The organism is Denitrobacterium sp. (assembly GCF_056180635.1).
Genome location: NZ_JAZZJS010000013.1, coordinates 1 through 14297 on the forward strand (window position 1 = coordinate 1; position 14297 = coordinate 14297).

Annotated in this window: 12 protein-coding genes and 1 riboswitch; of the genes, 7 read left to right on the forward strand and 5 right to left on the reverse strand. The window is 61.0% G+C overall.

Annotation, left to right across the window (positions count from 1 at the left end):
* The 4 genes from AC04P6_RS01080 to AC04P6_RS01095 all read right to left on the reverse strand — a co-directional run.
* Positions 1 to 465 (reverse strand): ABC transporter substrate-binding protein (locus tag AC04P6_RS01080; RefSeq protein WP_475564742.1); only part of this gene is annotated, 465 nt, incomplete at its 3' end.
* Positions 462 to 1187 carry an ABC transporter permease gene (locus AC04P6_RS01085; RefSeq protein ID WP_475564743.1) on the reverse strand — a complete coding sequence of 242 codons (726 nt, stop codon included), beginning with the start codon at positions 1185 to 1187 and terminating at the stop codon, positions 462 to 464. The genes AC04P6_RS01080 and AC04P6_RS01085, both read right to left, overlap by 4 nt.
* Positions 1188 to 1268: 81 nt before the next feature.
* Entirely contained in the window at positions 1269 to 1601 is a 333-nt protein-coding gene (locus AC04P6_RS01090) for a thiamine-binding protein (RefSeq protein ID WP_475564744.1), read from the reverse strand.
* A gap of 56 nt (positions 1602 to 1657) precedes the next feature.
* Positions 1658 to 1771, reverse strand: a riboswitch (TPP riboswitch).
* Between the two features lie 91 nt (positions 1772 to 1862).
* Positions 1863 to 3332: a response regulator transcription factor gene (locus AC04P6_RS01095; RefSeq protein ID WP_475564745.1), complete on the reverse strand. Its 1470-nt coding sequence runs from the start codon at positions 3330 to 3332 to the stop codon at positions 1863 to 1865.
* 318 nt (positions 3333 to 3650) lie between these two features.
* Here AC04P6_RS01095 and AC04P6_RS01100 point away from each other — a divergent pair, with 318 nt between their 5' ends.
* The 6 genes from AC04P6_RS01100 to AC04P6_RS01125 all read left to right on the forward strand — a co-directional run bounded on the left by AC04P6_RS01100 (position 3651) and on the right by AC04P6_RS01125 (position 12026).
* Positions 3651 to 4793 carry a CDP-glycerol glycerophosphotransferase family protein gene (locus AC04P6_RS01100; protein ID WP_475564746.1) on the forward strand — a complete coding sequence of 381 codons (1143 nt, stop codon included), beginning with the start codon at positions 3651 to 3653 and terminating at the stop codon, positions 4791 to 4793.
* Between the two features lie 31 nt (positions 4794 to 4824).
* Positions 4825 to 5859 (forward strand): glycosyltransferase family 2 protein, encoded by a 1035-nt coding sequence (locus tag AC04P6_RS01105; RefSeq protein WP_475564747.1) that lies wholly within the window; start codon positions 4825 to 4827, stop codon positions 5857 to 5859.
* Between the two features lie 103 nt (positions 5860 to 5962).
* Positions 5963 to 6382 (forward strand): GtrA family protein, encoded by a 420-nt coding sequence (locus AC04P6_RS01110; protein ID WP_475564748.1) that lies wholly within the window; start codon positions 5963 to 5965, stop codon positions 6380 to 6382.
* Positions 6375 to 8198, forward strand: coding sequence for a DUF6056 family protein (locus AC04P6_RS01115; RefSeq protein WP_475564749.1), 1824 nt, complete (start codon positions 6375 to 6377; stop codon positions 8196 to 8198). Before AC04P6_RS01110 ends, AC04P6_RS01115 begins: the two co-directional genes overlap by 8 nt.
* Entirely contained in the window at positions 8191 to 9249 is a 1059-nt protein-coding gene (locus AC04P6_RS01120; protein WP_475564751.1) for a glycosyltransferase, read from the forward strand. Before AC04P6_RS01115 ends, AC04P6_RS01120 begins: the two co-directional genes overlap by 8 nt.
* A 5-nt stretch (positions 9250 to 9254) precedes the next feature.
* On the forward strand, positions 9255 to 12026 hold the full coding sequence (locus AC04P6_RS01125) for a YfhO family protein (protein WP_475564752.1): 2772 nt from the start codon (positions 9255 to 9257) through the stop codon (positions 12024 to 12026).
* On the opposite strand, the gene AC04P6_RS01130 is transcribed toward AC04P6_RS01125, so the two are convergent.
* Entirely contained in the window at positions 12010 to 13086 is a 1077-nt protein-coding gene (locus AC04P6_RS01130) for a glycosyltransferase family 2 protein (protein WP_475564753.1), read from the reverse strand. The genes AC04P6_RS01125 and AC04P6_RS01130 overlap by 17 nt on opposite strands.
* Before the next feature lie 111 nt (positions 13087 to 13197).
* Between AC04P6_RS01130 and AC04P6_RS01135 the strand changes: the two genes are divergently transcribed.
* Positions 13198 to 14280, forward strand: a complete 1083-nt coding sequence (locus AC04P6_RS01135) for a glycosyltransferase family 2 protein (RefSeq protein WP_475564754.1) — start codon at positions 13198 to 13200, stop codon at positions 14278 to 14280.
* Positions 14281 to 14297 lie beyond the last annotated feature (17 nt).

Genomic DNA, 14297 nt, shown 5'->3' on the forward strand with positions numbered 1-14297 from the left:
GTAGCTGTGGTTTTCCATGGCGCGGGGGCTTGTGATGCCGTCTTCCTTGCGGCTCATGATGCCGCTCGTGTTGTGCTGCACGATGGCGCCGATGGCCGTGTAGGGAAGGGGCGTGGTGCTGGCGAGGTAGTTCGCCATGACGTCCTGGTAGGAAATGCCCAGCTGCACCGAGCCAGCGCCCACGAGAGCATCGGCGCCGTCTTCCGGAGGCGTGACGATCGTGAGGTTGATGCCCTCTTCGCCGTAGTAACCCAGCGCCTGCGCGACGTAGATGCCCGTATGGTTCGTGTTGGGCGTGTAATCCAGTACGAGGGAGAGTTCCGATGCATCGCCCGACGTGGCGTTTTGCTGGCTTGTGGCGCAACCGCCCAGCGCGAGCGCGGCAGCTACGCTTGCTCCGCCGATGCCCGCGGCCTTCAGGAACGAGCGGCGGGAGAGGGACGATGCCTGTTCGGAGTGGTTCATTTGTCTTTCCTTTCGGCATGCTTCCAGGGCATGCAGATTCTTTCGAGTATGTCGATGAGTTTGATGAGGATGAGGGAGAGCGCGCTGATCACGATGATGACGGCGAACATGCGGTCGTAGGAAAACGACTTCCTCACGCGCGTCATGTACACGCCCAGGCCTGCGTCGCCGCCAAGCCATTCCGCGATTACCGCGCCGATGATGGCGTAGGTAGCGCTGATCTTCAGGCCGCTGAAGAAGTGCTCGGCAGCCTGGGGAAGCTGTGCGTGGCGGAAGATTGCCCAGCGCGAGGCTCCCATGGCGCGCATCATGTCCACGGTGTCGGGGTCGACCGACTTGAATCCGGCGATGAGCGAAATAGCGATGGGGAAGAACGTGGTGAGCGTGATGAGGGCTACCTTCGGCAGGATGCCGTAGCCCAGCCACAGCACCAGCAGGGGCGCGATGGCGACGGTGGGGATAGTCTGCGATACGGTGATGAGCGGCGATATGGCCAGGTATACCGTTTCGAATCGCTCCATGGCCACCGCGGCCACGAAGCCGAGCACGACGCCTGCGGAAAGGCCAATGGCCGCTTCGAGCAGCGTCGTTCCCGCATGCTGCGCCAGCAACTGCCAGTCGCCTACGAGCGCCTGTGCGACTTGCACGGGCGTGGGCAGCAGGAAGTTGGGGATGAGCCCGCTCGTTACCGCCAGATGCCAGCAGGCAATCGTGGCGGACACTACGGCAAGGGGTATCCCGATGCGCTTCAGTCGTTTGGCTCTATTTCCAGCGTGTGCGTTCATCGTCGTGCGTTGCGCGTTCTAGGCGATGCCGCGTTCGGCGAATTCCGTGTCGGTGGGGTGGTACTTGCCGATCTTCTCGTCGGTGGACATCACGCGCCCGCCCGGGTGCCAGCTGATCTTCACGTAGCTCGCCATCTTCTCGCAACCGGCGGCGGCACCGGCTTCCATGCATTCCTTCAGCAGGCGCATGCAGCTATCGAAATCGCCTTCGATGGTGGTTTCGAAGGGGCCGACGTAGTAGTCGAGGCCGCTTGCGTCGATGGCGGCGATTACCTGGTCGACGATTTCGCACGTGCGCTTATCGTCGGGTGCGTCCAATGGAAGATATTGGATCGCGATTGCACATTCCATAGCGTGTTCCTTTCGTACCGCTACGGGGCGAAGCCCCGCGCCAAAGCAGGGCCCGCACCTAATGTGCGCGCGTTTCCCTACGCTGGCATTATCCAGACAGGTTCTATGAGTCGAGGGCCGCGTGCCCTCCTCTCAGCCAGGCGAACGTCCTAGCTCCCCGAGAAGTTCGGTTATTGTAGCACGGCGATTTGCAGGCGCTATAGCGAGTCTGCGCAGGTGCCCGTAAAGGCCCCCAGCGGGGCGAACGGGGCGGTGAGCGGCCTATTTATGGCCCAGAGACTCCGCAAGGTCGATGAGTTCCTGCTTGGAATGCACTTCCATCTTCGCGTAGAGCGACTTGGTGTAGCTCTTCACCGTGTTGATGGACAGCGTAAGGTCTTCGGCGATGTACTTCGCCGTTCTGCCGCGCACCAGCAGCTCCATGATCTCGCGCTCGCGCGTGTTCAGGTTGTAGCGCTCGTAGATGGCCTCGTTCGGGTTTTCGCTTTCCGCGACGGATTCTGGCTTGGGTGCCTGCTTGGGTTCGGGCGCGGATTCGCGTGCCGGTTCTGCCCCCTTGTTCTTCGTAAGGGAGTAGATGGACGTGAATGCGAAGACGACGTACACCACCGTGAGCACGATGGCCGTGTCGGTTGCGACGGCTTCGTTCGCATGCCTGTACAGGGCATGGCTGAAGCCGATGCCGCAGCAGAGCCCCACCCATACGCACGATAGGAGCATGGGCGTGGCGCGGTGCCTGAGGCACGTGTCGCGCAGCGTGATGCACACGCCCAGAAGCGTGAGCGCTGCCACGCGGAAGATGGTGAGCACGACGACGTTGAACACGCTCACGTACCAGCTGGGCGCGAAGGGAAGCAGGAACGCGGCCGTGACGTCGATGAGATAGCAGATTTGCACGAGCTTGATGGGGTTCCGGCTCTCGCTTCTGAACCGGGCCAGTATGAATACGATCGCGACGCTCAGGCAAACCGTGATTGCCTGGTTGATTTCGGGGTCGCGCAGCAGAGGCGCCACTTCCGTGCTATGCAGGAACATGGGTCCGCTGATGCCGTAGATGAAGCTCAGGATGAGCATCGAGATGACGACCGCGCGAATATCGTGGGCGTAGAGCTTTTTCGCCTTACATGGTTTCAGGTAGTCGGGCGTGCCGACTTTGCTGATGGGAATGGTGCATCCCATATACGTCATAACTACGGTGAGCGCCAGCATGAGTATGGCCAGCACTACGCCCGGAAGGACGATGGATATGCAGAAGAGCACGGCGCCAAGAGCATAGGAGCGCAGTACCTCCAGGCGCACGTCCTCCCATTCGCGCATGGCCAAGATGCCAATCCAGGAATAGTAGCCCAGAGCCGACGCCGCGCCGCAGATGATGCCCGTGAGGACGCGCACCACGTGGGGCGTGGGCAGGAGCGTTTCGAGGAATACGAGCAGGATGCCGGTTACGAACAGCGCTCCGCTCGCGGAAACGAGCATGCGGTAGAACGGCGCGGGGCCAACGCTCACGTCGAAGGGGAGCGTTCCCGAGGTAAGTCGTTTCGAGATATGCTCCGAATACGCGTAGAGTGCCGCGCAGGTGGCCACGATGCCAAAGGAAAGCGCGGGAGAGAAGAAGTCGATTTCGCGTGACGTGCCGAATGAGGCGAGGTTTCCCGAAAAGAGCAGGATTATGTTAAGGGCCCAGACAATGCCAAAGCCAAGGCCCTTCCATTGGCCTATCAGCGAATGCATGCTAAAAGCTGCCGTTTTCGTTCTCTCTATCCCCATCTCATTCCTTTCCGGAGGGCATAATACGTCATCGTTTATGCTCCGGGGCGGATATTTTGGCGGAAGGCATGCGCAACTTTAAAATCCCCACGTTTTGGGTGAGCTGCGCGCCGTCCCACGTTTAGAGGGTGTCTATTTCGAGCGGCTGAAGGTTCGTATATGTGTGCGCTGTGTTTTTGCGTTCGCGATTCTCATCGCCGGCAACGTGGCTGCGCGGGGGAGCGTGGGCTCACGTGCGCCCGCGCTAATGATACGTAGATGCTCTGATATACTTCTGCGCGTATGAAAACCTTTCTAGTACATATCGCCAAGGGCTTGTTCAATCTGCTGTACAAGCTTTTCTGCGCTACCACCAAGCGCAGGGACGAGATTCTCTTCTTCAGCAGGCAAACCAACGAGCCTAGCTACGATTTCTGCTCTCTTGCGCGCGACTTCGAAGCGCTGGGATGGCATCCGGTTATTCTGGTGAAGAAGCTGGCGAAGTCGAGCGTCATCCCGTATTCGGGCATGGTGTTCCGCGAAATCTATCATCTGTCGCGCTGCCGCATCTGCGTCGTCGATCGCTACGACCCCGTCATCTGCATGCTTAACTTCAAGAACGACGAGCGCCCGCTGAAGGCAGGCGAGCATCCCGTGCACACCGATTACCCGCAGGAGCCCATCGTCGTGCAGCTCTGGCATGCGTTCGGCGCCTTCAAGAAGTTTGGCTACCAGAGCCTCGACACGCCCGAGGGCCATCGCTCGCAGACGCTCGAGCGCTTCGACATCCACCGTAACTACTCGTGGGTCGTCTGCTCGGGCGAGGCGTGCCGCAGCGCGTTCGCCGAGGCGTTCGGCTATCCCGAAGAGCGCGTCATCGCGCTGCATCGCCCTGAGTTCCACAAGCTCAAGGGCTTGCGCCGTAGCGGCGGAGCGGAACTCGTCTTCAACGACCCGCCCATCGCGCTGTTCGCGCCCACGCTGCGCAAGAGCAAGAACTCGCCGCATCCGTTCCGTGAGGAATTCGAGCGCCGCGAGAAGCTGCAGCATCGCCTGAACGCGAAGATCGCCTGGTCGTTCCATCCGCTCGACCAGGGGCTTTCGGCGCCCGGCGATGTATCGGAGGCGCTGCTCACCTGCGATATCGTGGTGACCGATTACTCGTCCATCGTGTACGAGGCGTTCCTCCTGGGAAAGCCCGTTATCTTCTACGTGCCCGATATCAAGCAGTATCGCAAGAGTCCCGGCTTGAACGCCGATCCTCTGGGCGTGGCGCCCGAGCTCTGCGCGCGCACCGAAGACGAACTCGTGTCGAAGGTGAATCGCATCGTGCGCGCTCCCGAAGGCTACAAGTGGAGCGCTTTCGAGCGCTTCGTGGCCCAGGCGTTCGATGGTGGCCGCGACGACTGCGTTGAAACGCTGCGTGCGCTGGCGAAGCGCCCGTAATGCCGTGTTCTATCGATAGGGGAATGGATTGATGAAACGCGAACGCCCCCGGGTATCGGTTATCGTTCCGTGCTACAACGTGCAGGCCTACATTGGCGCCTGCTTGGACTCGCTTATGCGCCAGACGTTCGTCGACTTCGAAGTCGTTTGCGTTGACGATGGCTGCACCGATGACACGATGGCCGTTGCGCGCGAAACGGTAGCGGGCGATAGTCGCTTCGTGTTCGTCAGCCGGCCCAACGGCGGCCTTTCCGCAGCTCGCAATACGGGCATTGAGGCTTCCAGCGGCGAATACCTGCTGTTCCTCGATTCCGATGACTATTACGTCGATAACGCCTTGGAGCGCCTGGTTGGCACCGTGGACGAAGCGGGCCTCGACGAGCAGGGCGTGCCCCTCGAATACGTCGATTTCACGGCGCAGTCGTTCTACGAAAGCAGCGAGCTGCGCAAGACGAACGAGGAGGAATACGGCACGCGTAGCGATATTGCGGGCGTGATGAGCGGCCAGAGCCTCTTCGCGCGCTATCAGGAGCTGCGTCAGTATATCTGCTCTGCATGCTTCCACATGCTGCATCGCGGCCTGTTCGAACGCAGCGGCATTCGCTTCCGCGAGGGCATCATCCACGAGGACGAGCTCTTTTCGCCCCAGATCATCGCCTATGCGCGTCGTGCCGCGTTCCTGAACGAGCCGCTGTACATGCGTCGCATGCGCGAGGGCTCCATCATGACGGCCAAGCGCGGCATGCGCAACGTGACGAGCTTTTTCGCGCTCACGCAGGAGCTCCATGCCTGGGCGCGCGAGCATGCGAGCGAGTTCGAGCCTGCGTACGTCGATGCGCTCGCCCAGCGCATCTTCGAGCTGCGTTCCATCATGGCGGCGGACGTCCGCACGATCGACCCCGCTCAGGCTGCCACGTTTGCGCAGGGACTTCCGGCGGTCGATCGCATGGAATTCCAGATGTACGCAGTGCAACCCGCAGCGTGGGATGCCGACGTGCGCGATTCGTACTCGTATCGCCTGGGCCATGCGCTGCTCGCGCCTGTGCGCTTGCTGAAGCGGAAGTAGCAAGAAGCCAGCTTGCGCCCGTTTTCCGCGTGAATAATCGCCTTGGGGTGGGCTTCCTCCCGCGTTCTTGAGATAATACTCGGGTGGATTAAACGGAGGATACATGAAGAAACTTATTGCCCAGTTCATGAAATTCGGCGTTGTCGGCGTTATCGCCTTTGTCATCGATTACGGCCTGCTTGCGCTTCTCACCGAGGTCTTCAGCGTAAACTACCTGGTGAGCGCAACGATTTCGTTCACCGTTTCGGTGATTTTCAACTATGTCGCGTCCATGCGCTACGTCTTCACGCACAAGGAAGACATGTCGCGTCGCCGCGAATTCGTCATCTTCGTCATCCTGTCGGTAATTGGCCTGCTTATCAATAACTTCTGCATGTGGGCGGGCGTTGAACTGGCTGGCATTCACTACCTCATCACCAAGATCGTGGCCACGGCCATCGTCATGGTCTGGAACTTCGTGACGCGAAAGATTTTCCTGGATGCGGGCGATGCTCCGCAGGAGGGGGAGAGCACACATGAGTGATTCCACGAGGAAAACGGGCCCGGTAACCGTTCGCGCGTACGGGATGTCGCTCGAGAAGCACGCGGAACAGGCAGCGGAGCCGGCCCAGCCCCAGGCTGCTGAGGAAGCTCCCGCCAAGGAGGTCGAAGAGCCTAAGATCGAGCCAGCAGTTGTTGCCGCGGCTGCGGCCGCTCCCAAGGTCGAGGATTCCCAGCTAGAAGAGCCGAAGGCCGAAGAGGCCTCTACGGCTCAGCCCGCAGACAAGGAAGACGCGACTTCTGCCGCCGCTGAAGATGCTGCCACAACCGCCGCCGCAGCTCCTTCCATGTTCACGTACGATACGCCCCGCTCCAAGGGCAGGCCCCGCATGAAGCATGGCGCACGCGTGGCCGTTATCATCGGCTGCATCCTGGTGTGCCTCGCGCTCGTGGCGCCGCTCGTGGTGGTGGCGTCCTACGATCGCCCCAGTGGCGACGACTTCACGTACGCCCTCACCACGTCTCAGCTCGTTGCCAGCGGCAATGCGAACCCCATCACGCTCATCCAGGCTGCGGTACAGACGTCGCTTTCCTACATGCAAACCTGGCAGGGCCTCTATACGTCGGCGTTCCTGCTGGCGCTGCAGCCAGGCATCTTCGGCGCGCAGTATTACGGCATCGGTGCCGTCGTGCTCATTGCGCTCACGTTCCTGGCTTGCCTGTATTTCACGCGTCGCGTCGAGAAAGACCTGCTCGCACTTCCCGCTCGCTGGTGGATTCCCGCAGGCATGGCGCTCGCGACGTTCCTGCTTCTGTGCATGCCCGATGTATGCGAGGGCATTTTCTGGTTCAACGGGGCTTGGAACTACACGCCGTTCTTCCTTCTCGCGCTTGTGAATGCGGGGATTTCCATTCGTTCGCTCACGGTGAAATCGACGGTTACCCATGGGTTCTGCGTCGTGGGGCTCTGCATCCTGCTGTTCCTCACGTCCGGTGGCGACCACGTCATGGCGTTCTATAACATCATGCTCGCGCTCGGCTGCGCGGTCATCGGCTTCGTGCGTCATCGCTGGGCACAGGTGTTCCCGCTGCTCGTGGGTGCTTTCGGGTTCTATCTGAACGTCACCGCCCCGGGCACGGCCGTTCGCCAGTCGTATTTCACGAGCCCCGGCGTGGTGAAGACCATCGCCGTCTCGGGCCTGTACACGTTGCAGGGCCTGCAGGAGCTCTTGAGCGTGTCGTTCTTGCTGTTCCTCATCGTCCTCACGCCCATCCTGTGGGCTTGGGCGGGCAGCACGCGTCGCACCGTGCGCGTTAGCCATCTGGTGATTTTCGCGCTTCTCTCGTATCTGGCCATCGTGGGCCTGAACTGCGCACCGTACTACGGCATGGGCGTGTTCGGCGAGGGTCGCGTGCGCAACGTCGTGTGGTTTGCCAGCGTGGTACAGGCAATCATGCTGTATGGCTACGGCCTCTGCCTCGTGCGTCAGCGCGCCCGCAATGCCAGCGTGCGTGTCGACCTGGTCACCAAGGGCATTCCCGCGGCGCTCATCGCCGTTCTCATCGTGGGCTGCATCGCCGGCATTGCCGCGTTCGGTGGCGCTTCGGTGGGGAAGAGCAATGCGCTTCTTGCCCTGGGCGACCTGCGCGATGGCAGCGCCGCCCAGTTCGCGTACGAGAACGATTCGCGCGATGCTGCGCTTTCCGCTGCCAGGGATAGCCGCGACCTCGTGGCCGTGCCCCGCCTGGAAGCGCACCCGCAAACGCTTTTCTTCACCGACCTCAACAACGACATGGGCGATGATTGGGCTGCCGCGGTTGCTGCGTACTATGGCCTGGTAGGAGTGGTGTATGAGTAGCGTTTCCCCGCAGCTATCCGTCATCGTTCCCGTTTACAACGCGCAAACGTACCTGCATCAGGCGCTCGATTCGGTTGCGTCCCAGACCTTTTCCGATATCGAGGTCCTGCTCATCAACGATGGCTCCACCGATGCGTCGGCTGCCATTCTTGCCGAATACGCCGCTGCCGACGATCGCTTTCGCGTGATTTCGAAGGAAAACGAGGGCTATGGCGCCACGGTGAACCGCGGCATCAACGAGGCCCGTGGCGCGTACGTTGCCGTATTCGAGCCCGACGATTTCCTCGAGCCCAATGCGTACGCAACCCTCATGGAGCTTGCGCTGTCATGCGATGCCGATATCGCGAAGGCCAACTATTGGTTCTATTGGAGCAAGCCGCAGGAGCGCAATCAGGTCATTTCGGTGGTTTCGTCCCAGATGGCGGAAGGCCCCTTCACACCGCGCGATATTCCCGAAATCGTCTTTGGCATTCCGTCTATCTGGTCTGCCGTGTATCGTCGCGCATTTCTGGACGAGCAGGGTATCCGCCTGCTCGAAACGCCGGGCGCCAGCTACCAGGACCTGGGCTTTTCGTTCAAGGTCTTTTCGGCTGCCCAGCGCATCGTGGCAACCGAAGCTCCCGTCCTGCATTACCGTCAGGACAACGAGTCCTCGTCGGTGAACAGCCCGGGGAAAGCCTTTTGCGTGTGCGGCGAATTCGACGCCATCGATGCGTTCATCTGCGAAAACGAAGGTCGTTCCTGGCTTGCGCCGTACGCGTTCCGCCTTCGCTACGATAGCTATATGTGGAACTTCCAGCGCCTCGAGGGCTCCCTGCGCGCCGACTTCCTCGCTCGCATGCACGACGACCTGCAGAGCGGGGTCGATGCGGGGGCGTACGACGAGTCGCTCTTCAAGCCCCATCAGCGCAAGAACCTCGACGTTATCCTGAAGCGTCCCAACACGATGCTGAAGCATCTGCCTGCGCATCCCTCCGCCATGCAGAAGATGGCGTACTACACGCGCATTGGCGGTTTGGGCACCGCGTTGGCGATGGTGAAGGCGCGCTAAGGCCTATGACGAAGACGCAGGTCGCCAAACGGAGTGGTGGTGCTTCGGGGCGTGTGCGCGGGGCGTTAGTCTACGTCCTGTCGTTCGCGTTGCCCTTGCTGGTCCTCTGCTGCGTCTTTGCGCTTCGGGGCATGTACCCCTTCGGGGAAACCGGCGTGGCCGTATGGGATATGGACATCCAGTACATCGGCTATTTCGAGTGGTTCTGCAATGTGCTGCACGGACAGGGCTCGCCGTTCTACTCCTTCTCGATGGGCATGGGCGAAAACACCGCGGCCTTGGTGGGGTACCACCTCTCCAGCCCGTTCAATCTGCTGCTCGCGTTTTGGGATAGCAGCAAGATCGTCGAGTTCTTCAACGTCGCGGTGCTCCTGAAGCTATCCTGCGCGGGCGTGACATGCTTCGCCTTCGTGCGCTCAAGGTGGAATGTGGGCGCGCTTGCGCTGGCCGCATCGACGTCGTACGCGTTGTGCGGATGGGCGTTTGCCCAGGCGAGCAACATCATGTGGCTCGATGGGTTCATCATGCTCCCGCTCGTTGCGTGGGGTACGTACCGTGCCGTCGATTGCGGGCGCTACGGCTTGCTGTTCTGCTCCGTTGCGCTTTCCATCCTGTTCAACTGGTACAGCGCCTACATGAATTGCCTGTTCTCGCTTCTGCTCTTCCTCGTGTATCGCTGGGAAGTGCTGGGCGCTGGCAGCGTGGAGCTGTCGCGTCGTGCGCGTGCGGCGCAGGCTATACGGCATGTCGTGTGGTCTCGTGCGATGCTTCGCTATCTGGTCACGATGTGTTTGGCCCTCTGCGCGAGCATGGCGCTGTTCCTTCCATGCGCGCTCTGCCTCGTGGAAGGTACGGAAAGCAGCTTCAGCTTGCTGAAGGCGCTTGTGCCCATCCCGCTGTTCGCCCCATGGGATATTGGGGCGTACATGGTGTCGGGCGTGGTGCCCGAAGCGTCCACGAGCCGTGTTCCCGCACTCTATGTGAGTGCGTTTGCCCTGTTGGCGGCTGCGTTGTTCTTTGCCGACGGGGGCGTTTCCAGGCGCAAGCGCATCGCTCTGGGCATTTTGCTGGCATGCGCGCTGGCGGGCGTCATGCTGGTGGGGCCGTCGGTCGTATGGAGCGACATGAAGCTCACGACGTCGTTCTTCTTCCGCCATGCCTACGTTGTTGCGTTCGCTGTCGTGCTGTGCGCGTGCGAGTGGCTTTCTCGCGTGTGGAAGCTTGCGGGTTCGTCGAGGCCTGAATCATCGCAGGTTGCACGCGCGTGCAGCGGTCGCGTCGTGCGGTGCACGCTTGTTCTGGCCGCCCTCGTGCTCGTTTCTTCGGTAATCGCGCTTGCGACCCATTCCGAGGGCGCTCCCTCGTTAGTGGGCGTGCTCGCGACGCTTGCCGCGCTTGCGCTGTCTGCTGCGCTTCTTGCCGCCATCGTGCCCCGTCGCGTTTCGATGCGCGTAGCGGCATGCCTGGTCGTGTTGCTCGTATCGCTCGACGTGGGGTTCAGCGCGTTCCAGTCGTTCCGCGTCTACCAGGCTCCCGTTGATGCGCATAGTGCGACCTGCGAGCAGCTCGATTCCGCGATGGAGCTCGCATGCGGCGATGATGCGAGCGCGCTTGTGAACATGGCGGGCGTCGATCGCGACGGTACGCGTTGCGAAACGGCGATTCCCCAGACCACCGCATTGTTCTCATCGTCGGTTCAGAGCATGGGCGAATACACCTCCATGGTGAACGGGTCGCTGTATTCCATGCTGTCGGCGCTGGGTTATACCGAAAACGACCCCATTTTCGGTTACTACTCCAATTCCTCGCAGCTTCTGGCCGATTCGCTGCTGGGGGTCGATTGCGTTTACTCGGCAATCCAGCCCGCGGGCAATGTTTCGCTCGTCGAGGGTGCGGATGTGAATGGGTATTCCCTCTATCGCTACGACGATGCGCTTCCCGCGGGATATGGCATTGCGGGCGACGGCGACGTTACGTGGGGGAACGATGCGTTCCAGAACCAGGCGCTCATGCTTCAGGATGCGACGGGTTCCAACGATGCCCTGAACGTGTATGTCGCGGCCGACGCTTCCGAGGTTTCCGCAACCGAGGGTGCGTGCGAGCGTTCGTTCGATGTGTCCATTCAGCAGGATGGTGCGCTCTATCTAGAGTTCCCGCTCGTTGCGCGCGAGTGCCAGGATCATTGCTGGAACATGGCGGCCCAGGTATATGTGAACGGGTCGCCCGTCGAGCTTATTGGCACGAACTTCAGCGGGAACATGCTCTACGCCGGCTCGTTTTCCGCGGGCGATACGGTGCGCGTCACGCTCGCGTTCCTCAACCCCACTGCTTCTTGCATGGCGTATGCCGACGACGGCCATCATGCCTCCACCGTGGGGGAGTGCGTCGAACGTGCTTCGGCAGACGAGCTCGTCGTGGCGAAGTCGCTCGATGAAGCGCTGCTCGCGCAATGCCTCTCGAATGTGGATGCCGCAGGGTTCAGCGTTGTTACCTGGGAAGATGGCCATGTTGTCGCATCGTTCGATGCCTCTTCCAACGAGATGCTCATGCTGCGCATTCCCTATGCCTCGGGCTGGGAAGCGTTTGTCGACGGCGAGCGCGTGCCTCTGTCCGCATGCTATACGGGCCTTACCGGCATTTGGGTGGAGCAGGGAAGTCATACGGTCGAGCTTCGCTTCACGCCGCCTGGGCTGTATGCGGGCATGGCCTTGTCGGTGTTCGGCGTTTTGGCGTTCTTCGCCTTACGTCGCAGGTGGAGCGCTATCGACCGCTCTTAACGCGCGTGAAGAGCGGCAGGAGCCTTTGGCGTGCGATGTGGATGATGCGCCCCAGGGCAAGACAAGCTCCCGTGCGCTTCGCCTTCAGCGGCTTCAGGCACATGGAAAGCGCGCGGCTGCTTTCCGCCTGCGCATGCGGGATGAGCTCGTTGAATAGCTTGTCGCGAAAGACCTGCTCGCACCATTCTTTGCGCTGACCGTGGTTCATGTGCGCCTGCGTGTCGCAGTTGCGTTCGAGCGCGGAAAGCACGTAGCGCGCGTACAGGCTTCCCAACGTCGCCATCGTGGGCTCGTCGAGCGTGCCCCATGCGCGCTGCTGTTCGGCGAGCATGCCGATGCGCCTGCGATGGAGCTCGTAGTAATCGGGAATGAACTTGTTCGTGAGGTTGTCGCGCAGGCGTCGTGCGTAATGGTATGGGGCGCTTGCCAGCACGTTGAGCGATTCGAGGTTCTGGAACGCCTTGACGTTGAACGCGATGTCCTCGATGAGCTTCACCGTTTCGAACTGGGCGTCAATCGACCGAAGATAGGCGAGGTTGTAGATCTTGTTCCACGCATAGCCCAGAAGCGTTTGGCGCTCGAGCTCTACCACCTGGGGCCGTAATGCCTTCGAGCTGGCGAAACGCTGTGCTTTGGGAACGATTTCGTGATGGTAGAGGTAGGCCCCCGCAGCGTCGAAATAGCGTTCGTTGGCGCCGAAGACGGTGATGTCTGCCTCGTTTTCCCGCAGTGCGTCCAGGCAATCCTGCAGGAGGGTGGGCTCGTACGCGTCGTCGGGGTCGGGCATCCAAAGGTAGGCGCCCCTTGCGGCGGCGATGCCGGAATTGCGTGCCTCGGAAAGGCCCTTGTTATGCTCGTGGCGAACGAGGCGAATGCGCGCGTCGGAGCGCATGGCATCTTCCACGATGCGCGCGCTTGCGTCGGGCGAGGCGTCGTCGACGCAGATGAGCTCCCAGGAAGGGCAGGTTTGCGCCTGAATGCACGCTATGGCCTGGCCGATGTATTCTTCCACGCCGTATACGGGCATCACTATGCTGAATGTGGGTTGTTCCTGGGTCATCGTTTCTCGCATGATTCGTCGGGTTCTTTGAAGATGATACAGGATTGGCGTGTCGTGGCGGTAAGATATAGCAAAACGATAGAGCGATGTGCGCGATGAGCGGGAGGTTTCGTGGCCAGCATTTCAGTCATCATGCCCGTCTACAATGGCGGGAAAACGCTTGCGCGTGCGCTTCGCTCCCTTTCCTCGCAGACGTTCCCCGATTGGGAATGCATCTGCATCGACGACGGCTCCACCGATGGCACCTCCGCTATGCTCGACGAAGCTGCGCGCGCTGACGGTCGAATTAAGGTGGTCCATCAGGCCAATGCTGGCGCTTCCGCTGCTCGCAATGCTGGCTTGTCGTGCGTGACGGGGGCATACGTCACGTTCCTCGACGCCGATGACGAATTCGAGCCTACGGCGTTCGAGCAGATGCTCCAGGCGCTTGGCGTGCAGGAGGGCAATCTGGCGGAATGTGGCTGGGATGCCCTTGCGTTCGGCGCGCGCTGCGTGCCCGCTGGCGCCGAATCCGCTTGGTTCCAGGCTCATGCCGTTCCGCGCGATGCGGAATACCATGCGTTCGAGCCTGCGCTTCTCTTTTCCGAGAACACCATTCCGCGCTTGCAGGTTCTATTTCGTGCGTCGCTGCTGGGCGACGAAGCGCTTCGGTTCGACCCCGCCTTATCGATGGGCGAGGACCTGGCGTTTCTCTGCGCTCTCTATGCGCGCGCGAACAACGCCAGGCTCTCGTCTAGGCAGGTGTATGTCTACCACGTCGACAGTGAGGGGTCCGCGATGCATCATGCATCGCTCGACGTGCGCGACAAAATCGATCGCGACCTCGATGCGCTGTGCGCCATCTTTGCCGACTGGCAAGCGCTTGGGTTCTTTCCCCGCTATGCGACGCAGCTTGTGGAATGGTCGGTTGCCTTCATCGAGTACAGTCTGCTGCGCCAGGATGCGTCATGGCGCGCTTCTCGTTTCGTGCGCCTGCGCAATGCGTGGCGCGAGGCGCTGGGGTCGTGCGACGAGTCGGAGCTTTCGCTTTCTCCGCATGTTCGCTCCATGGTGTCGCTATGTCTGACCTGTTCCGATGACGGCGCGCTTTCGGTGGGCGAATCCAGTGCTTCCCGCATTGCCTTTACGTGGCGTTTGAGGCAATATGGTGTGGCAGATATCGTTTCCACGGTCGTGGGGAAGCTTCATCGCTAAGCGCCTTTCGGCGTTGC

Coding starts and splice junctions, on each gene's coding strand:
- AC04P6_RS01105 (WP_475564747.1), top strand. CDS start 4,825: ATGAAACGCGAACGCCCCCGGGTATCGGTTATCGTTCCGTGCTACAAC.
- AC04P6_RS01130 (WP_475564753.1), bottom strand. CDS start 13,086: ATGACCCAGGAACAACCCACATTCAGCATAGTGATGCCCGTATACGGC.
- AC04P6_RS01100 (WP_475564746.1), top strand. CDS start 3,651: ATGAAAACCTTTCTAGTACATATCGCCAAGGGCTTGTTCAATCTGCTG.
- AC04P6_RS01125 (WP_475564752.1), top strand. CDS start 9,255: ATGACGAAGACGCAGGTCGCCAAACGGAGTGGTGGTGCTTCGGGGCGT.
- AC04P6_RS01115 (WP_475564749.1), top strand. CDS start 6,375: ATGAGTGATTCCACGAGGAAAACGGGCCCGGTAACCGTTCGCGCGTAC.
- AC04P6_RS01110 (WP_475564748.1), top strand. CDS start 5,963: ATGAAGAAACTTATTGCCCAGTTCATGAAATTCGGCGTTGTCGGCGTT.
- AC04P6_RS01120 (WP_475564751.1), top strand. CDS start 8,191: ATGAGTAGCGTTTCCCCGCAGCTATCCGTCATCGTTCCCGTTTACAAC.
- AC04P6_RS01095 (WP_475564745.1), bottom strand. CDS start 3,332: ATGCATTCGCTGATAGGCCAATGGAAGGGCCTTGGCTTTGGCATTGTC.
- AC04P6_RS01090 (WP_475564744.1), bottom strand. CDS start 1,601: ATGGAATGTGCAATCGCGATCCAATATCTTCCATTGGACGCACCCGAC.